We start from the raw sequence: 20,678 nt of genomic DNA, 5'->3' as shown, positions 1-20,678 counted from the left end.
GTAATTTCGCAACAAACATTATTTATACCCATAAATTTATTATAAAATCATGTCAAAAACTGCAATATTAAAATTCGATGGCAAAGAATATGAGTTTCCTGTAATCGTAGGAAGTGAAAATGAAGCTGCTATCGACATCGAACAATTACGTGCTTTAACCGGTGCGATTACGCTAGATCCGGGATACAAAAATTCAGGTTCTTGTAAAAGTGAAATTACCTTTCTAGATGGTGAAGAAGGAATTCTTCGCTATCGTGGTTATTCTATCGAAGAATTAGCCGAAAAAGCAGACTTCCTTGAAGTTTCTTATTTGTTGATTTTTGGTGAATTACCAACTAAAACCCAATTAGAAAAATTCGAAAACGATATTCGTAAATATACATTGGTAAACGAAGAGATGAAAAACATCATCGACGGTTTCCCAAAAACAGCTCACCCAATGGGCGTTTTAGCTTCTTTGACTAGTGCGTTAACTGCTTTTAATCCAAAGTCGGTTAACCCTCATAACGAAAAAGAGATGTATGAAGCGGTTTGCAAAACTATGGGCAAATTTTTAGTAATTGCTACTTGGACATACCGTAAATCAATGGGCTATCCATTAAATTACTATGATAATACAAAAGGATATGTAGAGAATTTTATGCATTTAATGTATGAATTACCAACCGGCCCATACAAAATTGATCAAACAGTTGTTCAAGCCTTAGATAAATTATTCATTCTACATGCTGATCACGAACAAAACTGTTCTACTTCAACCGTACGAATAGTAGGATCATCACACGCGGGATTATTTGCGTCTATTGCTGCCGGAGTTTCTGCACTTTGGGGACCACTTCACGGTGGAGCTAATCAAGCTGTTTTAGAAATGTTGGAAGAAATTCACAAAAATGGTGGTGATGTAGATAAATATGTACTAAAAGCAAAAGATAAAGACGATTCATTCCGTTTGATGGGATTTGGTCACAGAGTGTACAAAAACTTTGATCCAAGAGCAAAAATCATCAAAAAAGCGGCTGATGATGTTTTAAATTCATTAGGAATTGATGATCCTTTATTAGATATCGCTAAAAAATTAGAAAAAGTTGCGTTAGAAGACGAATACTTTAAATCAAGAAACTTATATCCAAACGTCGATTTCTATTCAGGAATCATTTACCGAGCATTAGGAATTCCATCTGAAATGTTCACGGTAATGTTTGCCATCGGTCGTTTACCGGGCTGGATTGCACAATGGAAAGAAATGCGTGTGAACAAAGAACCAATAGGAAGACCTCGTCAAGTGTATGTAGGTTCTCCGTTGAGAGATTTTGTTCCGATAGAAAAGAGATAAAGAATCAAAATTGAATGATTTTAAAAGAAGCTTTCCCAAATTTGGAAAGCTTTTTTGTTTTTTAACAAATCTATCTTAGACTTATATTTCCATAATTTCTTTTCATTTGTTAAACCTATCACTCTTTTAAATATATTTGTAAGTGCTTTAAAATGAACAATTCAGTTGGAAATTTATATGAAAAAAAATTACGTACTCTTCTTAATCCTTTTTAGCAGTATTTTTTTCTGCTCAGCCCAAACATTTGAAGTTAAAAATTTAGCTAACGAGCCTTTGGAATTATCTTTACGTTTGCCGGCTTACATTAGCCAACAAAAAACGGTAGAAGGACAAAACTATGAAGATTTCTCAGCTCTCAGTAGTATATTGATGTTGCAAAAAGATGCACCGTCATTACCGATGTTTTCTGAGTCATTGCAAGTGCCCGATTCAGGTGCATTTTCATTAGAAATTAGTTATGACAGTTTTGAGGAGTACACCAATGTGGAAGTTTTACCATCCAAAGGAAGTTTAAAACGAAACATTAATCCGGAGACTATTCCTTACACAAAAGGTGAAGTATTTAATCAAGATACATTCTTTCCGGGAACGTTAGCTCAACTAGGAACACCTTATATTTTTAGACAAACTCGAGGAGTGACTGTGACGTTTTATCCTTTTCAATACAATCCCATTACTAAAACATTACGCATTTATCATAATGTAACCGCAAAAATTATTCATCAACCAAACGAAATTGGCTTGAATGAACGTTCTGTTTCTTCTCCAAAAAGAGATGAGGTTTTTGCTCCGTTTTATCAAAATCATTATGCGAATGCAGTTCAATACCAAAGCATGCTAGAACAAGGGCATCTTCTAATTGTTTGTCCACCAGCTTATCGCAATGTGGTTGAATCATTAGCCAACTGGAAAAAAGAAAAAGGAATAAACACCAGTATTATCGAGTTGACTCAATCGGGCATAATTTCCTCTTTTGATATTAAAAGCTTGGTCCAAACCCAATACCAAGCTAATCCTGATTTGGTTTATGTATTACTAATAGGTGATCATGAACAACTACCTACTCACAATTATGGATTCAACGGTGAAGAGAATTTATACAGCGACTCTTTTTACGGACAGTTAGAAGGAACGGATTTTTATCCTGAATTGTTTGTCGGACGATTTTCAGGTAACTTAGCTCAAGTGCTAACCATGGTAAACCGAACCTTAGAATATGAAATTAGTCCTTTTTCTGGAGCTTGGATGACAAATGCTATCGGAATAGGTTCTAATGAAGGATACGGATATGGCGATGACGGAGAAGCTGATTGGCAGCATCTTAGAAATATTAAAACGAAACTACAGGCATTCGGATACAATACCGTTCATGAATTTTACGAAGGTTCACAGGGAGAAGGAGATAGTCCGGGAAATCCATCCTCATCAATGATTGTAAACGCACTCAATCAAGGAGCCGGTTTGATGAATTATACCGGTCATGGTTGGACAGAAGGCGTAAGTACCGGAGATTTTACAAACAGTTCTGTAAATCAGTTAACCAATTCAGGAAAATATCCATTTGTGGTTTCGGTAGCTTGTAATAACGGAACCTTTGTAGGAAATACTTCTTTATGTGAGTCATTGTTGTGTGCCAAACAAGGTAGTGACATCACCGGAGCCATTGCCAGTTGCGGTTCTTCCATTCTCATGGCTTGGGCTGAACCGATGCAAACCCAAGACGAAATGACAGAATTGATTATTCAAAGTGATGAAAATACTCGAATGACAACCTTGGGTGGTTTGTTCTACAATGGTCAATTAAGTATGTTGGAAGCGTATAATCAAAGCAATACTGCGATTGAAGTAATGCAAACGTGGGTGTTTTTTGGCGATCCAACGGTTGTCTTCCGCAATCAGGTTTCGGAGGCAATTACTGCAATTCATCCGGAAGAAATTTCTATTAATGGTGGTGTAATTTCTGTTGGGAGTAACGTAACCGATGCAAATGTAACCCTTACCCAAAACAATATCATTTTGTATGATGGAATAATGATTAATAATGAAATAGAAATTGATTTGGCTTCGTTTAGTTCAGAGGAAGTTGTAAAAGTAACACTTACTAAACCCAATATGACTCCGTATCGAGGTGAAATTGATGTGAATGAGACTCTTTCCGTTTCCGATTTTGATAATGGATTTTCAATATATCCAAACCCTGCCAAGGATGTTATCAATATTAAAAGCAATCGTGCTGATTTAGGATTTGCTACTTTAAAATTGTTTGATTTAAATGGCAGAATGTTAGCGAATTATGAAAACGTTTCTCTTGATACGAATTACAGTATCTCAGTACAAAATCTTTTATCAGGAATTTATGTCTTGACAATTCAGAGCGGTGATTTGCAGAAAAAAAAAAAAATTGTGGTGAAATAAACTTATTTTAAATTTTTTTAAAAGCTCCTTTTTTGGGAGCTTTTTTTATTCGATTCTTTTAAAATTTATTTTTTTGGCAATAGTTAAGCGATAAAATGTATTTTTACGTTTTCAAATTTCTTACTTGAATATGATTGAATCTGTATATTTCGTTTCAAAAAATGGAGATAAAAAGTCTATTCAGAAAGAAATTATCTCTAACAAATTGGCATTTGATAGTAATGAATTTGATGCTTTCAAATCACAATCTTTTTCTATTTGTATAGCATTTAAAATACCTATCATTTCCTTCAGAAATCATGATTATACCTGGGTAAGATGTAATCAGGATAGAATTGCAAATGAATTTTGTCCAAAGATTATTATATTAGAAAATGGATATTATATACAACCAAATATCAATTTTGGAATATGGGAAGTCAATCCATCTAATCCAAAAAAACTTATTTGGCACTTTAATCCTGAAAACTCAAATCCTTTAACGGAATATAAAGGAAAAGAAAATTCAAAAAAAATTGTTCAGGCGAACAATTCGTTTGATTTTTTTATTCAACCCACATTACTTTTTTCACAACATTATGCAATCGAATTTAGTCGATCGAAAATTCCATTTTCTGCCATTGTGAGTTTTACAGATCATTGTGATTTTGACACATTAGAGAGTATTCGGTTACAAAGAATATTTTTTAAAGAAAACAATATAAAGGTTACAAAAGGTTTTTTTCTTAATCATTTTTCAAAAAGAGAAGATAATGCTTCCTTTGAAAATAACTCAGAAGAGCTATTACTTTGGAAAGAAGACGGACATGAATTGGCTTATCATTCTTTATCACAATCATTGAAACCGTTAGATGAAAGTTTAGCAGACTTTTTTAATTTTCAACCACCATTTGATGAAGTGTCAACATGGATAGATCATGGATACCAACCTTATAATTTTAGTTTGTATCATAATACTAAAATTGATTCCAAAGATTTTTCCAATAATCTGACACAAAAAAAAATCAAAATACTTTGGAATTACATCGATTCAGGAACTGCTACAAGAGGAGTGATTAATCAGTTAAACAGAAATGATTTTACTCTAATTAGTTTCCTAAAAGGGATTAAAGATTACTCTATTAAAGATAGACTTGGAATGATGATTAAAAACATAATATTTCATTTTTATGCAGATAGAAATTTGATTCTTAAATATGGAAAAACAGCTGGAAGTTTTAAACGTTTTTTTTATCAAAGAAAGTTTAAGTCTTTATTTACGTTTGTTAATTGTGTTTTGAGTCTGTTTTTTCCTATTATAAAGGTTTTTCTGTTTTGGAAATCTAATAAAAATAAAACATATAAATACGCAAACTATTCTCCGCTTTTTTTCAAACATAAACTAGTTAACAATGAATTTTATGTTTTTCAAACTTTAGAAATGGTCGATTTTAAAAAGGCTTTACATAAAGAAAATATCATAAAACTAATAAATGAAAAGGGAATATTTATAGCTCACACGTATTTTGCTGTTCCAATGAAGTATCATACTGGTAGAATTTTTAAAGAGCCAAATCAAATTGATGATGAAGTAGCAGAAAATTTCTCTTATTTAGGTAAAAAAATTAAAGATGATGAAATTTGGAATCCAACTTTAATCGAATTAGTAAATTATTTATCTAAATTTGAAAAAACCGTTTTAAATATTGATTTGGATGGAAAAATTGTTGTTTCAAATTCAAATGATTTACTATACAGAATTGTGAATTAATGGAAATTGTTTTTTCAAAAGACAAACTTTGGCTAGATAAATGGGATTCTTATGTAATAAATGAGGATCGAGGCTCTCATTTATTACTTTCTGATTGGAATAAGTCCTTTTATTCATACGGTTTTGATTTTGAAATTGGGATATTACTCGATAATGACAAAATTATTGGAGGTTTCGCCGCTGTTATTGCCAAAGCATTCGTTTTTAAATTTTACATTATTCCTTACGGACCAATTGTTAGTTTGGGGTATGAAGAATGTTTAAATGAATTAATTGAAGCGACTAATACAAGGGCAAAATATCATAAAACATGTTACTGCCATATAAATATTCCAATAACCGAAACTCAAAATTTACATACATTATCAGCAATTGATAATCTCTCGTCTTTAAAATCCGCCCAAAAAGGTCATGTTTTTAAATATGTGTATTCTACCAATGGATTAAATTGGGTAGATTTAAAATCGTATAATGAAGAATCAAAATTAAATTCTTTAAAATCTTCTGTCAGACGAGATATCAGAAGTTCGTATAGAAAAGATTTGCAGTTTGAAATCATCGAAACAAACCAACAGATTGAAGAAGCTTATCGATTATACTTGGAAAATGCAAAATCGGCAAATTACAGCATAAGAGATTGGAATGATATAAAAACCACATTGTTTGAACTTCAGAAGAAAAATGTATTAAAAATTCTTGTAGTTCGAAAAGAAAACCAAATTAAAGGTTCAATATTATTAATCAAATCAGGGAATTATTATACTTATATTTTAGGAGGAACAAAAAGAGAAAAACCTGATCTTTTAGCAGGTCATTTTTTACAATGGGAGGCAATTAAACTTTCATTAAATGAAAATCATTCGGGTTACAACATATCTCTTGGTGGTTCTAAAGGTGTTTTTGAGTTTAAAAATAGTTTTAACACAGAACAATTTTACTTTAAAGGTGGTCAATATCATTGGGTAATAAATTCAAACTATTTTAAACTTTATCAAATGCTTGAAAAGCATTTAAAAAAGAAAAAGAAGAAAATTTCTTCGCTTTTAAAATTTTTAAAGAGAAAATGATAAAAAAAATTAAACCTTATTTAAAAATTAAAAAAATTGATGTCTTATTATATTATATGACACCCGATTTTTTTGTTCAATTTCCTTCCCTTGATTTTAAGATTGAAATGGAAAAAATTAATGATAATAAATCCAAATATTTTATTAGAATTAATAATGTATATGTACACAAAAGCTTTCTTTTTAAAAAGCTTAATCTGCTTGCTATAATCAATAAAAAAGGACCAGCAATTGGAGAGTGTTCAACTATAAATGAATATAAAGGAAAATCAATTTACCCGTTTGTGATAAATTACATTGCTAGAGATGTTTTAAAAATAAGTAAAGAAGTTTTTATAGTTGTCAATACAGACAATACAAGTTCTATAAGAGGAATTGAAAAAGCCGGCTTTAAATTACATAAAAGAGTTCAAGCTAAAAGGTTCTTATGGTTTTACTACAATGTAAAATTGAATAATTCACAATAAGCATTTTATAAAACTATTAATTTCACAATAACTATTGCTTTTGAAACCCTTTTTTTATCTTTGTCAAAAGCCAATTTCAACTTTATGTTACCACTCAACATTCAAAACGAAACTTCCCGATTAAGGGCCGTGGTCCTAGGAACTGCTGTTAGCAACGGACCAACTCCAACTGCCGACGAAGCCTATGACCCAAAATCACTCGAACACATTTTAGCGGGAACCTATCCCATTGAATCCGATATGATTACCGAAATGGAAGCGTTTAATCAAGTATTCAAAAAATACGATGTAGAAGTTTTCAGACCGGATATCATCAATAATTACAACCAAATTTTCAGTCGTGACATCGGTTTTGTCATCGATGATATTTTCATCAAAGCCAATATTCTTCCCGACAGAGAAAAAGAACTCGATGCCATTCAATATGTTATCGATCACATCGATCCAAAAAAAGTCGTTCGCCCACCCGAAGAAGTCCATATTGAAGGTGGTGATGTAATGTTATGGAACGATTATATTTTCATCGGAACATACAAAGGTTCCGATTACAAAGATTACATCACAGCTCGAACTAACTGGCAAGGCGTGGAATATATCAAACAATTATTTCCGCACAAAAAAGTAAAAGATTTCGATTTAGTTAAGTCAAAAATAGAAGCTCGTGACAATGCGTTGCACCTCGATTGTTGTTTTCAACCCGTGGGAAAAGACAAAGGAATTATCTACAAAAGCGGTTTCCGTGAAGAAGCTGATTATATGTTTTTAGTGAACCTTTTCGGAAAAGATAATTTATTTCACATCACGCGAGATGAAATGTATCATATGAATTCCAACGTGTTTTCCATTGCACCCGATGTGGTGGTTTCTGAACGAAATTTTACCCGCTTAAACAATTGGCTTCGTGAAAATGGCTTCACCGTCGAAGAAATTCCATACGCCGAAATCGCAAAGCAAGAAGGACTTTTAAGATGTTCGACACTTCCATTAGTAAGAGATAAATAACAGCAGGTTTATAGCACTAAACAACCTGAAACTTGAAACCTGAAACAAAAAAACTATGAATCAAACTACAAACTCAATTCTAATGATCCGTCCCGTTGCCTTCCGAATGAATGAGCAAACGGCCGTCAATAATTATTATCAAAAAGTATTAGACAATACAACTCCAGCCACTGTGAATGCCAAAGCTCAGCAAGAGTTTGATGCGTTTGTAGAAAAATTGCAAAAAGTGGGCGTTAACGTAATTGTCGTAGATGATACACTTGATCCCGATACGCCCGACAGTATTTTTCCAAACAACTGGATTTCCTTTCACGAAAATGGCGATGTAACCTTGTACCCAATGTTTGCCGAAAACCGTCGTTTGGAGCGAAGAGAAGATATCCTTGACATCATCGAAGATCGTGGATTTGTGGTCAACGAAATTATGGATTACACTTCTGCCGAAGAAGACGGATTTTTCCTCGAAGGCACCGGAAGCATCCTCTTAGACCGCGACAATGCCAAAGCTTATTGTGCACTTTCGCCTCGTGCTGACGAAGAATTATTCATCGAATTTTGCGAAGATTTCGATTTGGCTCCTGTTATTTTCGAAGCCTATCAAACCGTCAATGGCGAGCGAAAACACATTTACCACACCAACGTAATGATGTGTCTGGCCGAAACCTTTGCCGTGATTTGTGCCGACTGCATCGACGATAAAAAAGAACGCAAAATGGTGCTCGACAACCTGCGTGCCGACGGAAAAGACATCATCCTCATCACCGAAGACCAAGTGAACAACTTCGCCGGAAATATGTTGCAAGTCAAAGGAAAAGACAACAAACGCTATTTGGTTATGAGCAATTCCGCTCACCAAAGTCTGACCAAAGCCCAACTTCACAAAATTGAAGAACACTGCGAAATAATCTCCTCGAGCCTCGACACCATCGAAGCCTGCGGCGGCGGAAGTGCCCGCTGTATGATGGCTGAGGTTTTTCTTCCGCAAGCATAAAAACATAAATTTATAATTCCACATCAGCTTTGTCAAAACTCCAAACTTTGACAAAGCTTTTTTTTCTCCCAACTCCCAACTTTTAACTTTTTTCAGAAGCTATTCCCGCTTTCCATTCCAAGCTTGTTTGTCTTGTTGTTTTTTTCTAAGTCAAAAAAAGAGCTTCCTTTGGTCGCTTTTTTTTGCCAAGAAAAAATACAACAATCCATCACAAGGCTTTCCATTTCAATCGGGGCTAGGGGAGCAGTAGTCAGTTTTCAGTCTCTGACTCAGTTTTCACACAATCTTGTCTTTCCTTAGGAATCCTTTCAATGTTCTCCGTGAGAAAAGAATTTTGTCCCAATTTTCACATCATCTTGTCATTCCGACGAAGGAGGAATCTCCATAAAGATTAATCAAAATTCTCAATAAAATGAAAATGCTACCCTAAACGAATCCATCCAAATCGTTTTATGGCGAAGCTATCAATCAGCTAAAATTATTATATCTATCAAATCCGTGTGCTATTTAAAACAGATTAGAATGATAAATAATAAATACATAAAGCAATTTCCGATTATCTTTTGACAATCAATTGTTTAAAATAATTAACATAAAAAAATACTATGTTTATTTAGAATAAATAAAAATAACATATATATTTGCCCAATATTATTTAGAAACAATCTTAATAGTGAGAAATTTAATCCCCATTTTATTCTTTTTATATGCTTCTTCAAGTTGGGCACAAGCAATTGACACCACCAAAACAATCGCTTTAGCCGATGTTGTTGTCACTGGTCAATTTGAACCGCAATCACTAAAAAAATCGGTTCATAACGTTCGTGTTATAACAAGTCAAGATATTAAAAACCTTGCTGCAAACAATTTGGGCGATGTGCTAAATCAATATTTAAACATTACTGTAAGACCAAGTAGCAGCACCGGCCGTTCAACTGTTTCGATGTTTGGATTAGACGCACAATATTTCAAAATTTTAGTAGATAACATTCCGCTAGTCAACGAAGCCGGATTTGGTAACAATGTCGATTTATCACAAATTAACCTCAACGACATCGAACGAATTGAAATCATCGAAGGTTCAATGGGAGTAACACACGGAGCCAATGCCGTTTCCGGAATTTTAAATATCATCACCAAAAAAAGCAATACACACAAATGGGCAATCAGCACAACGCTGCAAGAAGAAACCATTGGCAACGAATACGAATGGTTTGATAAAGGAAGACACATTCAAAACCTGAAAGTAGCTCATAACATTTCAGATAAATGGTTTGCCAGTATTGGCGTGAATCGCAATGATTTTCAGGGATTTTTAAATGAGCAAAAAGGAAAAAATCATTCTGAAAACGATGGACAAAGAGGTTATCGTTGGCTACCAAAAGAGCAGTGGAATTCAACCGCTTTAGTCAGTTTTAGAAAAGGTAATTTTCAAGCGTTTTACAAATTTGAATATTTGGATGAACAAGTTGATTTTTTCAATAGTGTCGTTCAATCCGGTTTCAGTAATCAGTTAGGAGCTTATAAGTACGGCGATGACATCCGCTATTTTACCAATCGATTTTACCATCATTTGAATGCGGTTGGAAAATTATTTTCCAAAGTAAATTACAATATTTCAGTTTCGCATCAATTACAAGAAAGATTATTTGAAGAATTCAGGTATAATATTTCAGCAAGAAACGAAATGAACAACAATGAATTCAAAGATCAATCGATGGAAGTCTTGTATTCAATCGGAAACTTCAGCAACTTTTTTAACAATGACAAATTCGATTTACAATTGGGTTATGAACTAGTCAATAATTACGGTTTTTCATTAATAGAAGGAGAAAATAACACCACCAAAACCATCCGTGAACGAATCGACAATTATGATATTTTTGCGGTTTCCGAAGTTAAACTTTCCTCTACTTTTTCACTTCGTCCGGGAGCACGTTACTCTTTTCAATCCAAATTCGACAATCAATATGCTCTTTCTTTAGGTGCCAGACAATTATTTAAGGACAATTTAGAAATACGGGCTTCTGTTGGAAAATCATTCCGAACGCCCAATTTTGAAGAAATGTTTAACGAAATGATTTTCTCCGGACACTTTTTTGTCGGTAATGAAAACTTAACTCCCGAAGTAAGTAATTCCTACGAAGCAAGTGTAAAAAAGCGATTTTCTTTTGGTTCCGATGTGGCTGTTTCAACAAATTTGATTGCCAGTTTTATGGATATCAAAGACAGAATCGATATGGCTTTAATCGGTTTTGATGAAACCACCAATAATCCAATGTACCAATACATCAACATCAACAAATACAATATGTGGAATGTTTCTACGAATAATCAATTGGAATACAACCAATGGCGATTCAATTTAGGAGCCTCTTTAGTGGGAATTTCCCGTTTGATTGATGATGGCGAATTTACTTCAGACGACAAATACCTTTATTCATTCAACCTGAATAGCAGTGTTTCATACAACATTGAAAAGTGGAATACCATTGCTTCCTTATATTACAAATTCACCGGAAAAACGCAACAATTTGTAGTGGGTCAACAAGGTTATATTTTGTCTGATATTGAATCGTATAATTGGTTGGATGCTTCCATTCAAAAGAATTTTTTCAATGAAAAATTAGAACTCACCATCGGAGCACGAAATTTATTCAACATAACCGACATCAATCAAACTAATCTAAATCAAGGTGGCGGACATTCCGTTTCCTCTCAAATTTTACTGGCTTACGGAACCAGTTATTTTACCAAACTTACGTATAACCTCAATTTTTAATTTTATAAAATCAATCACAATGAAAAAAGGATTTTTTATTTTATCACTTAGTGTTTTATCACTTGCATCTTGTTCAAGCGATGATGAAGGCACACCTTATGTTCCACCGATTTCAGAAGCTGTAATTGAAGCTTCAACAGGAGGCCCTAACCAACAAAATCAATTGTATGTCGATTTAAGTACATCAACCAAAACTTCTGTTGCAAGAGAATCTTGGGATTTAGGTTTTTCTTCAGGCTCAGCATTTAGAGTAGCTATAAACGGTTCATTAAAAATGGCTGTAAAACAGTTGAATACAACCAATATCGATGAGGTTCAAACGGAAGATGCATCGGTTTCTGTAGGTTTTTCAACCTTAGCTTCGTTAGGTTATGTTGACAATCCAACCGGAATTTTAGAAGGTGCGGGAGCTGGAGTAGGAACAGCCATTGCCGAAATTTCTGCCAACGATGCAGATAACAAAGTATATTTGGTAAACTTAGGTTTTAAAGCCGGAACTACTACGCCAAACCTTGGTGCTGTTGCCACCGACGGAGATCCAAGAGGTTGGAAAAAAATCAGAATTACCAGAAGTGGAGATAACTACGTGTTGCAATATGCCGATTTAGGTGCAACCACACATTCAACGGTGACCATTTCTAAAAATACAGCGTTTCATTTTTCATTCTTCAGTTTAGTTAGCGGACAAGAAGTTGCTGCTCAACCTGAGAAAAACAAATGGGATTTGAATTTCACAACTTTCACCAACTATTTCCCTTATATGGGAGCTGATGTAACTTATGGTTATGCTGATTTTATTACGACAAACGTAAAAGGAGGAACAACAGTTTATGAACTTTTAACAGCTGATGTAGCGTATGACACTTTCGGTTTAGCAGATGTAATCGAATCTTCATTCACTGTTTCGGCCACAGACCAAAGAGTTATTGGTGCAAATTGGAGATTGGGTGGTGGTCCTGGAGCATTGCCAAGCATCAGAGACGATCGTTTTTATATAGTGAAAGATGTGGAAGGAAACATTTACAAACTTCGCTTTTTATCGTTAACCAATGATGCAGGAGAAAGAGGTTTCCCGGTTTTTGAATATGAAATATTGAACTAATAATTACTGAGTTTTTTGTTTGTATGGATAATCGGGCTGGTAAAACGGCTCGGTTTTCTTAAACAAATAATAACTTAATGAACCTTAATTTCTTAATGATTTCAAAAAAATACTTAAAGTCAAAAACTATGAAAAATACAATCACATTTCTTTTTTGTTTGATTGGTATAGTTGCTTTTTCAAATGAAAATCAACAAAATCAATCACGAATTATCACCTTAAATGGAGCCATCACCGAGATGGTTTGTGCTCTTGGTCATCAAGATAAAATTGTGGCAACCGATGTCACCAGTACGTTTCCAACCACTTTAAAAGTAAAAGATTTAGGTCACGTGCGAACGCTTTCCATCGAATCGATTATGGCATTAAAACCAACCTTGATTTTAGCAACAGAAAAAGATATGAACCCCGATTTAGCTGCCAAATTGAAAGCTTCCGGTGTTAAAACACATATTTTTAAACAAGAATTTTCGATTCAAGGAACTAAAAACTTGATTCAAGAAGTGGCGATTGTTTTAGGCGAAAAAAAATTTGCTGCTTTACAGTCGTCAATTGATAAGAAAGTAAAAACCGCAAAAGCAATTCCGACTAAACCAAAAGTATTGTTTGTTTATGCTCGTGGTGCCGGAACATTAATGGTGGCCGGGAAGAACACACCGGTTGATAAAATGATTGCTTTAGCCGGAGGACAAAACGCTGTGAATGGATTTGATGATTTTAAACCTTTAACACCCGAAGCTTTGTTAGCTAATAATCCTGATTATATTCTCTTTTTTGATTCCGGTTTACAAAGTTTAGGCGGAGTAGAAGGAGCTTTAAAAATTGAAGGTTTAGCTAAAACCAAAGCCGGAAAAAATAAAAATATTATCGCAATGGACGGTGCATTACTCTCCGGTTTCGGGCCAAGAGTTGGCGAAGGCGTAGTAGAACTTAATCAATTAATTTCAGGAAATGCCAAATAAACTCGTTACCTACCTGCTTTTAAGTATTTTGTTGCTGATTATTTTGGCAACCGTATCTTTATTTGTAGGTGTGTATGAATTTGAAACAGACGTTTTTTCCATCCTGAAAAGTTTCTTCGTTTCTTCCACGGAAGTCTCAGAAGCCGATCAGTACATTTTATTTGATTTACGCTTACCACGAATTGTGATGGGTATTCTCATTGGCAGTATGTTATCCGTTTCGGGAACGTGTATGCAAGGAATGTTTAAAAATCCATTAGCAACTCCCGATTTAATTGGGATTACCTCGGGAGCGACTTTATTCGCCGCAACTTCCATTGTTTTGGGCGGTGTTTTAAAAGCCTTCATTCCGGAAAGTTTACATTTTTATTTGTTGAGTTTGATGGCGTTTTTAGGCTCTTTACTCACGATGTTAATTGTGTATAAAATTGCCACCGTCAACGGAAAAACCAATGTGGTTATGATGTTGCTTACCGGAGTTGCCATTACAGCCATCGGATTTGCTTTCACCGGATTTTTAATTTACATCTCAAAAGAAGAACAACTTCGCGATTTAACGTTTTGGAATTTAGGAAGTTTGGCCGGAGCAACTTGGATGAAAAACGGTTTACTTTTAGTAGTTTTATTGATCTCTTATTTCTTTTTATTAGGAAAAGGAAAATCATTAAATGCTTTGATGTTAGGCGAAAATGATGCAAAACATTTAGGTATTCCGGTGGAAAAAATAAAAAAGCAAATTGTAGTTTTTACCGCTTTGATGGTGGGAACGACAGTAGCTTTTTCAGGCACAATTGGTTTTGTAGGATTGGTAATTCCGTATATTTTACGGTTGATTTTTAAATCCAATTATCAATTGATTTTACCTTTATCGGCTGTTTTTGGTAGTATTTTATTAGTTGTTGCGGACACCATTAGCCGAACAATTGTAGCACCATCAGAAATTCCAATCGGCATTTTAACAGCGATGTTAGGAGCACCGGTTTTTATTCTTATTTTAATCAAAAATAAAAAATCAATTGTATGATAGTTGCTCGCAAAATATCGTATGCTCACAAAAAAGTGGCGATTCTTCAAAACATTGATGTGGATGTTAATTATGGCGAATTGGTTGTAATTGTTGGTCCAAATGGTGCCGGAAAATCTACTTTATTATCAATGTTGGCTAATGAAATGACCGATAACGAAGAACCTATTTTTTTTAAAAAGAAAACGTTTGAAGAGTGGGATCATAAGTTATTACCCCTTCACAAAGCCAAGTTTTCACAACAATACAATCACGATATTCCGCTTACGGTGGAAGAAGTGGTTTTGATGGGAAGGTATCCGTATTTTGAATCCGTTCCCTCCAAAGAAGATAATACTGCGGTTGAAAAAGCAATGGTTGAAACCGATGTAATTCCATTCGCCAAACGAAGTTACAACACACTTTCGGGTGGTGAAAAACAGCGAGTACATTTGGCTCGTGTACTCACGCAATTAGACAACGAAGTTGCTCATAAATTATTATTTCTAGATGAGCCGCTCAACAATTTAGATGTGTTGCATCAACATACCGTGATGCAATCCATCCGAACATTTACTCAAAAAGCAAACACAGCCGTAGTGGTGTTGCACGATTTAAATTTGGCAGCTCAATTTGCCACACATATTATAATGATGAAAAAAGGAAAAGTCTTTTGTCAAGGAAAACCAACCGACGTTTTTACAGGCGAAAACATCAGCAAGGTGTATAATTTTCCGTGTACAATTTGCACTAATCCCATCAATCAAAATCCGTTAATTTTATTTGGAACTTAATACAATCATACAAAAATGAATACAACAGAAACAACATTAAAAAATCAATGGGAAGCTTTAAAAGCAAGCAATCCCAACTTAAGAATTAGAAATGCTGCCGAGCAATTAGGCGTGAGCGAAGCGGAATTAGTTGCAACACAAATCGGTGAAACAGTCACTCGTTTGAAACCGGAATTTTCATCCATTTTATCCGAAATCGAAAGCTTAGGAAAAGTGATGGCTTTGACGCGTAACGAAGAATGTGTACACGAACGCAAAGGAATTTACTTGAATCCGGATTTCAGTAGTCCACACGCAGGATTATTTGTAGGTGAAGATATTGATTTGCGAATTTTTCTTTCCGCTTGGGATAAAGCCTATGCTGTAAGCGAAACATCTGAACATGGAACTCGCAAAAGTTTACAATTTTTTGGGAAGGATGGTTTGGCGATTCACAAAATCTATTTAACTCCCGACAGCAACGGATCGGCTTTTGATGCTTTGGTTGAAAAATACAAATCAGAAAATCAAGAAACGACTGAAACTTCTACTGAAGTTACAATACTGCCTACCGAAAAACCAGACTCAGAAATTGATGTTGAAGGATTTCAAAAAGCCTGGATTGAGTTGAAAGACACGCACGAATTTTTTGGAATGTTGAAAAAATTCGGAGTAACCAGAACACAAGCTTTACGTTTGGCTCCGAACGATTATTTTGCTAAAAAAGTAGAAAAAGAAGTCATCGTTACCTTATTGGAAGAAGCGGCGAAACAAAAATTACCTATTATGGTTTTTGTTGGAAATCGTGGAAATATTCAAATTCACACTGGAACTGTTCGCAAAACAATGTGGCACGGAACGTGGTATAATGTGATGGATCCTGATTTCAATTTACATTTAGATATGTCAAAAATTGCACAAACGTATATCGTTAGAAAACCTACTGAAGATGGCGTAGTTACAGCTGTTGAGGTGTTTAATGATAAAGGCGAAATCATCGTTCAGTTTTTTGGAAAACGCAAACCGGGCATTCCTGAATTGGAAGGATGGAGAGAAATTGTGGCAGGGTTGTAATGGGGTAATTTTAATAAGTTTAGTTATAGCCCAAATCATATTAAAAGTATTTGGGCTTTTTTTTGATGCTATATAAATGAAATTTTAGATTTTTTTTGAATTTTAGGATGAACTACTCTTTATATATTTCCTCTTAATTTCATCAGCACTTCCGGTTTTTTTCTTCTGGCTACTTCAAAGGTTTCATCGTTTGTCATTTGGATGATAAAAGGTTCACCTTTGAAATAGTTTTTGATATAAGAGGCATTGATAAGGTGTGATTTACTGATGCGAACAAAACTCGACTTTTCGCCGAAATAGTCTTCAAAATCTTTCAGGTTTTTTGGAGTAGTGAGCGTTTCTCCGGATTGAAGGATAACTTGACAATATCTTCCATCTCCTTTGATTACTTGAACATCTGAGCTATTAATCATTTTTACTTTTTCGCCATTGTGAATGGCAAATTTTTTATCAGAAGTATTCGTTACCAAACTTTGGATTAAGTTAATCACTTGATGGTTTTGATTGATTTTAGAGGTTACGTTTTTTATTACTTTCTCAACAGCTACTTCTAATTCTTTTACATCAATGGGTTTTAGCAAGTAATCCAACGCATTGAACTTTATCGCCGTAATGGCAAATTGGTCAAAACTGGTGACAAAAATGACTTCAAACGGAATTTCTTCCCACTTTTTGAGTAAGTTAAACCCATTGGCTTGTGGCATTTGAATATCTAAAAAAACCAGTTGAGGTTGTAATTTTATACACAATTGATACGCTTCATCTACATTGGATGCTTCGCCGATGATTTCGATTTCGGGATGCTTTTTTTCCAGCAGTTTGGTGAGCACTTCTCTGCTGTTTTTTTCGTCATCTACCAAAATGGTTTTTATGGTTGCTGTGTTGTTCATCCTCCTAAAGGTAAAAATAATGCTACTTTTGTTCCACTTGCTTCTTGTTTATCATCATATAAATCTTGAATTACCACTTTCACTTCATTGGTATTCCAGATGTTTTTTATCATTTCCAAACGTTCTTCGGTGAGTTGCATACCAACCGAATGATGAATAGTGGTGGTTTTGAATTCATTCGATTTTACTCTGCCAACGCCATTGTCTTCGATGATGATTTTTAACAGATCATTTTCTGTTGAAATAGCAATCGTTAATTTTCCGGTTCTTTCTTTTTTCAAGTTCATTAATCCATGCCAAATGGCATTTTCAACATACGGTTGAATGAGCATCGAAGGGATTTCTATTTCGTAGGGATTCACAGATGGATCAATCGTGAGCTGATAATCAAACGCGTGGTCAAAGCGAAGTTGTTCTAATTCGATATACAACGCCAGCATATCCAATTCTTCCTGTAAAGTTAATTCTTTATTTCTGGAATTATTTAAAACCAAACGGACGAGTTTACTGAATTTGGTTAGATAGTTATACGCTTCCTCTTCTTTTTTATTTAGGATATAATTTTGAATGCCATTTATCGCATTGAAAATAAAATGTGGATTCATTTGAGCTTGCAAAGCACTCAGTTGCGACTCGGATAGTAAGGTGTTGATGCGTGTTTTTTCAGCTTCTCTTTTTTTAATCGATTGAATGACTTGTTTTATGATTAGAATTATGACGAAAAGGATTAAAACTATCATCGACACGATGAACCAAGCGGTTTTCCAAAAAGGCGGATGAATTTTGAATTGCAGTTGCAATGGTTTTTCACTTTTTAAACCATCATTATTTATCGCATACATTACAAGTTTATACTCGGCTGGAGCTAAATTTTCAAAGCGAAGTACCTTAGTATTCTCTTTCCTGAATTCGGAATCCTGACCGATTAATTTATACAATATACCTTCTTGATTCCCTTTTTTAAAATGCAAACGATCTAAGGTTACGGTTAAATTGTTTTGCCAATAGTCCAGTTTAATAGTTTTATTTTCATAAGTATAAATAGAGTCGTTTACGCGAAGTTGAGCCACCAATAGGTGAGGAGGCGTTTGGTTTTTCAGTTCTGTTTCTATAGGAAATTGGCATAAACCATCAGGAGAAGAAAGAAAAAGTTTATTTTGATAATTACTCAAATGTGTAATATCATTAGATACTAATCCGTTTGCTTTGCTGTAAACATTCGATTTTTTGGGATGATACTTTATCAAGCCGTTATTGCCGGCTATCCAAATATTTCCATGTTCATCTTCTGTGAGATCATTCATTACCAAACTGGCATTTTCTATCGGAATAGCAATAGCCTTGTCATTTTCTAATTGATAAAAACCTTGTCCTTTAGTGGTAAAATAAACCTTGCCTTTTTTAGAAATTAAAATTTTTGAAACAGCGGTGTTGATGTCTTTTATTTTTTCCAACGTATTGGAAAGGGGTTTTATTTTATACAAACCGTCATTACAACCCACATACAGTAAATCTTCATTCAGTACTTTGAAACACCTTCCTTTGGAAGGTAAAGATTGCGGAAGGATCTCTGTTTTGTTTCCATTGTATCGATACACTGCACCAACTCCTAAAATATACACTTGATTGCCAAAATCATCGAGTTGATAACCCGTTAAATTACCATTATTTTTAGGACTTTCTATCGTTCTTTCAACTTGATATTGGTTATTTAAAGTGCCAAAATACCCTTTAGTTGCAATGTATAACTTATTCTTGAACCCTAAAATATCGGTTATGTCTGTATTGCCGGTTGATAGTAATTTTGTGTTATAAATTTGATTGTTTTCTATTCTCAATAATTGATCAATTTCAGTTGATAAAAACAGTTGATTGTTGATGGTTTTTAAAAATGTAGTTTTCTTATTCAGTTCTTTTTTATCCGGATAATGCAACACCGAGTAGTTTCCGGCATAAAATACACCTTTTTCCGTTGTAGTACACCATGTACCACCTTCTTTGTCCACTGCAATTGAACTAACGGTTAATCCATTTAAGCCATGATTAAACGTTTCTAAACTTTTGCTGTTGGGATAATGATAGACACCGTTGGAGCTGGTGCCTACCCATAATCCATGTTTCTTATGGATGTAAAGAGAAGAAATTACACTTGAAAAAGGGACGACTTTTATATTCAGCTCCTCATCAATTTGAATCAGGTTGTTGTGAACAGATACAAAAGTATAACTATCACTGTTTACTATTCTTGAACGCCAATCTAACCGCGAATCGTTGAGTAGGTTAATTGTAATTTTTTTTGCTTTTCCATTTCCTATAATGGCTATATCCAATTGATTATTTCTCTTTTGAAGTTCGCTTATCCATTTGATATTGTTTTTAACAAAAAAGCTGTTGTCTTTGTTTTTGTCAATCACTAGATAAGCATCCGTTTGATAGTTGTTGTGCGAAGATAAATCAATAATGTTTTTTGTTTTTGTATCAATTTGAATAGTGCGTTGTTGCGAATTAATGATTAGGTTATCCTTAGTGTCTTTGTTTATCAGATAGCTGATGTCAAAGGTGTGTTCTAATGAATTTAGCGAAAGGTAGCGTTGAATTTTTTGCGATATTTTTTCTTCTTTAATGGTATTGTTTATTATACTTAAAAACCGATTATTCGATGTGATGAGCATCAGTTCTCCCGGTTTTCTCTCTTCTATATAATACACACCATTTTCAGTCAAACCATTTTGTTTGTCAAATATGATGCTGCTGTCTTTGCTGTATTTTACCAAACCATTTTCAGTTGCAATCCAAATATACCCCTTGGCATCTTGCAGTACATTATAACATTCTTGTGAGGGTAGATTTAAGGAGTTACTTACGTTGGTAAAATAAATTTCCTGTCCGGAAAGAGTGCTCATCCATCCGAAAAAAAATAATAATGGTATTGTTTGAAGTAATTTAATATACCGGTTTTTATATTTTCAAAAATAACAGTTTTACTTTATTTAAGAGATGAAAATGTGTGCGATTTATGTTTTTAACGGTTCTTTAAAAAAGGAGTTGTTTTTTAGTTTAGCATTTT

At 34.2% G+C, this 20,678-nt stretch carries 15 protein-coding genes; 13 read left to right on the top strand and 2 right to left on the bottom strand.

What is annotated here, in order from left to right; translation table 11 throughout:
- Positions 1-49 precede the first annotated feature (49 nt).
- The 13 genes from B4N66_RS00420 (at position 50) to B4N66_RS00360 (ending at position 16,721) form a co-directional block, all read left to right on the top strand.
- Entirely contained in the window at positions 50-1,333 is a 1,284-nt protein-coding gene (locus B4N66_RS00420) for a citrate synthase (protein WP_291091617.1), read from the top strand.
- 177 nt (positions 1,334-1,510) lie between these two features.
- The gene (locus tag B4N66_RS00415; RefSeq protein ID WP_291091615.1) at positions 1,511-3,748 is read left to right on the top strand and encodes a C25 family cysteine peptidase; all 2,238 of its coding nucleotides are present in this window, start codon (positions 1,511-1,513) and stop codon (positions 3,746-3,748) included.
- 130 nt (positions 3,749-3,878) lie between these two features.
- Positions 3,879-5,498, top strand: a complete 1,620-nt coding sequence (locus tag B4N66_RS00410; RefSeq protein ID WP_291091613.1) for a hypothetical protein — start codon at positions 3,879-3,881, stop codon at positions 5,496-5,498.
- Positions 5,498-6,565 carry a lipid II:glycine glycyltransferase FemX gene (locus B4N66_RS00405; RefSeq protein ID WP_291091611.1) on the top strand — a complete coding sequence of 356 codons (1,068 nt, stop codon included), beginning with the start codon at positions 5,498-5,500 and terminating at the stop codon, positions 6,563-6,565. The genes B4N66_RS00410 and B4N66_RS00405 overlap by 1 nt, the downstream gene beginning before the upstream one ends.
- Positions 6,562-7,032, top strand: coding sequence for a hypothetical protein (locus B4N66_RS00400; protein ID WP_291091609.1), 471 nt, complete (start codon positions 6,562-6,564; stop codon positions 7,030-7,032). The genes B4N66_RS00405 and B4N66_RS00400 overlap by 4 nt, the downstream gene beginning before the upstream one ends.
- 84 nt (positions 7,033-7,116) lie before the next feature.
- Positions 7,117-8,034, top strand: a complete 918-nt coding sequence (locus B4N66_RS00395; RefSeq protein WP_291091607.1) for a dimethylarginine dimethylaminohydrolase family protein — start codon at positions 7,117-7,119, stop codon at positions 8,032-8,034.
- Positions 8,035-8,089: 55 nt separating this feature from the next.
- Positions 8,090-9,025, top strand: coding sequence for a citrulline utilization hydrolase CtlX (gene ctlX, locus B4N66_RS00390; RefSeq protein WP_291091605.1), 936 nt, complete (start codon positions 8,090-8,092; stop codon positions 9,023-9,025).
- A gap of 673 nt (positions 9,026-9,698) precedes the next feature.
- Positions 9,699-11,807: a TonB-dependent receptor plug domain-containing protein gene (locus B4N66_RS00385; RefSeq protein ID WP_291091603.1), complete on the top strand. Its 2,109-nt coding sequence runs from the start codon at positions 9,699-9,701 to the stop codon at positions 11,805-11,807.
- A 19-nt stretch (positions 11,808-11,826) separates the two neighbouring features.
- Positions 11,827-12,909, top strand: a complete 1,083-nt coding sequence (locus B4N66_RS00380) for an HmuY family protein (protein ID WP_291091601.1) — start codon at positions 11,827-11,829, stop codon at positions 12,907-12,909.
- Between the two features lie 128 nt (positions 12,910-13,037).
- Entirely contained in the window at positions 13,038-13,871 is an 834-nt protein-coding gene (locus B4N66_RS00375) for a heme/hemin ABC transporter substrate-binding protein (RefSeq protein WP_291091599.1), read from the top strand.
- On the top strand, positions 13,861-14,895 hold the full coding sequence (locus tag B4N66_RS00370) for a FecCD family ABC transporter permease (protein ID WP_291091597.1): 1,035 nt from the start codon (positions 13,861-13,863) through the stop codon (positions 14,893-14,895). The genes B4N66_RS00375 and B4N66_RS00370 overlap by 11 nt, the downstream gene beginning before the upstream one ends.
- Positions 14,892-15,668, top strand: coding sequence for a heme ABC transporter ATP-binding protein (locus tag B4N66_RS00365; RefSeq protein WP_291091595.1), 777 nt, complete (start codon positions 14,892-14,894; stop codon positions 15,666-15,668). The genes B4N66_RS00370 and B4N66_RS00365 overlap by 4 nt, the downstream gene beginning before the upstream one ends.
- A gap of 15 nt (positions 15,669-15,683) precedes the next feature.
- Entirely contained in the window at positions 15,684-16,721 is a 1,038-nt protein-coding gene (locus B4N66_RS00360; protein ID WP_291091593.1) for a hemin-degrading factor, read from the top strand.
- A gap of 119 nt (positions 16,722-16,840) precedes the next feature.
- Here the strand turns inward: B4N66_RS00360 and B4N66_RS00355 are convergent, their stop codons facing one another.
- Together B4N66_RS00355 and B4N66_RS00350 are read right to left on the bottom strand one after the other, a co-directional pair.
- Positions 16,841-17,611 (bottom strand): LytR/AlgR family response regulator transcription factor, encoded by a 771-nt coding sequence (locus tag B4N66_RS00355; protein WP_291091591.1) that lies wholly within the window; start codon positions 17,609-17,611, stop codon positions 16,841-16,843.
- Entirely contained in the window at positions 17,608-20,514 is a 2,907-nt protein-coding gene (locus B4N66_RS00350; RefSeq protein WP_291091589.1) for a sensor histidine kinase, read from the bottom strand. The genes B4N66_RS00355 and B4N66_RS00350 overlap by 4 nt, the downstream gene beginning before the upstream one ends.
- Positions 20,515-20,678: the final 164 nt, after the last annotated feature.

The organism is Flavobacterium sp. UBA2787 (genome assembly GCA_002352205.1).
Lineage (GTDB): Bacteria > Bacteroidota > Bacteroidia > Flavobacteriales > Flavobacteriaceae > Flavobacterium.
The sequence above is the reverse complement of the archived record's forward strand: the minus strand, read 5'-3'. Positions and strand labels throughout refer to the sequence as shown.

Coding starts and splice junctions, on each gene's coding strand:
- B4N66_RS00355 (WP_291091591.1), bottom strand. CDS start 17,611: ATGAACAACACAGCAACCATAAAAACCATTTTGGTAGATGACGAAAAA.
- B4N66_RS00415 (WP_291091615.1), top strand. CDS start 1,511: ATGAAAAAAAATTACGTACTCTTCTTAATCCTTTTTAGCAGTATTTTT.
- B4N66_RS00370 (WP_291091597.1), top strand. CDS start 13,861: ATGCCAAATAAACTCGTTACCTACCTGCTTTTAAGTATTTTGTTGCTG.
- B4N66_RS00395 (WP_291091607.1), top strand. CDS start 7,117: ATGTTACCACTCAACATTCAAAACGAAACTTCCCGATTAAGGGCCGTG.
- B4N66_RS00380 (WP_291091601.1), top strand. CDS start 11,827: ATGAAAAAAGGATTTTTTATTTTATCACTTAGTGTTTTATCACTTGCA.
- B4N66_RS00360 (WP_291091593.1), top strand. CDS start 15,684: ATGAATACAACAGAAACAACATTAAAAAATCAATGGGAAGCTTTAAAA.
- B4N66_RS00420 (WP_291091617.1), top strand. CDS start 50: ATGTCAAAAACTGCAATATTAAAATTCGATGGCAAAGAATATGAGTTT.
- ctlX (WP_291091605.1), top strand. CDS start 8,090: ATGAATCAAACTACAAACTCAATTCTAATGATCCGTCCCGTTGCCTTC.
- B4N66_RS00410 (WP_291091613.1), top strand. CDS start 3,879: ATGATTGAATCTGTATATTTCGTTTCAAAAAATGGAGATAAAAAGTCT.
- B4N66_RS00400 (WP_291091609.1), top strand. CDS start 6,562: ATGATAAAAAAAATTAAACCTTATTTAAAAATTAAAAAAATTGATGTC.
- B4N66_RS00405 (WP_291091611.1), top strand. CDS start 5,498: ATGGAAATTGTTTTTTCAAAAGACAAACTTTGGCTAGATAAATGGGAT.
- B4N66_RS00365 (WP_291091595.1), top strand. CDS start 14,892: ATGATAGTTGCTCGCAAAATATCGTATGCTCACAAAAAAGTGGCGATT.
- B4N66_RS00375 (WP_291091599.1), top strand. CDS start 13,038: ATGAAAAATACAATCACATTTCTTTTTTGTTTGATTGGTATAGTTGCT.
- B4N66_RS00350 (WP_291091589.1), bottom strand. CDS start 20,514: ATGAGCACTCTTTCCGGACAGGAAATTTATTTTACCAACGTAAGTAAC.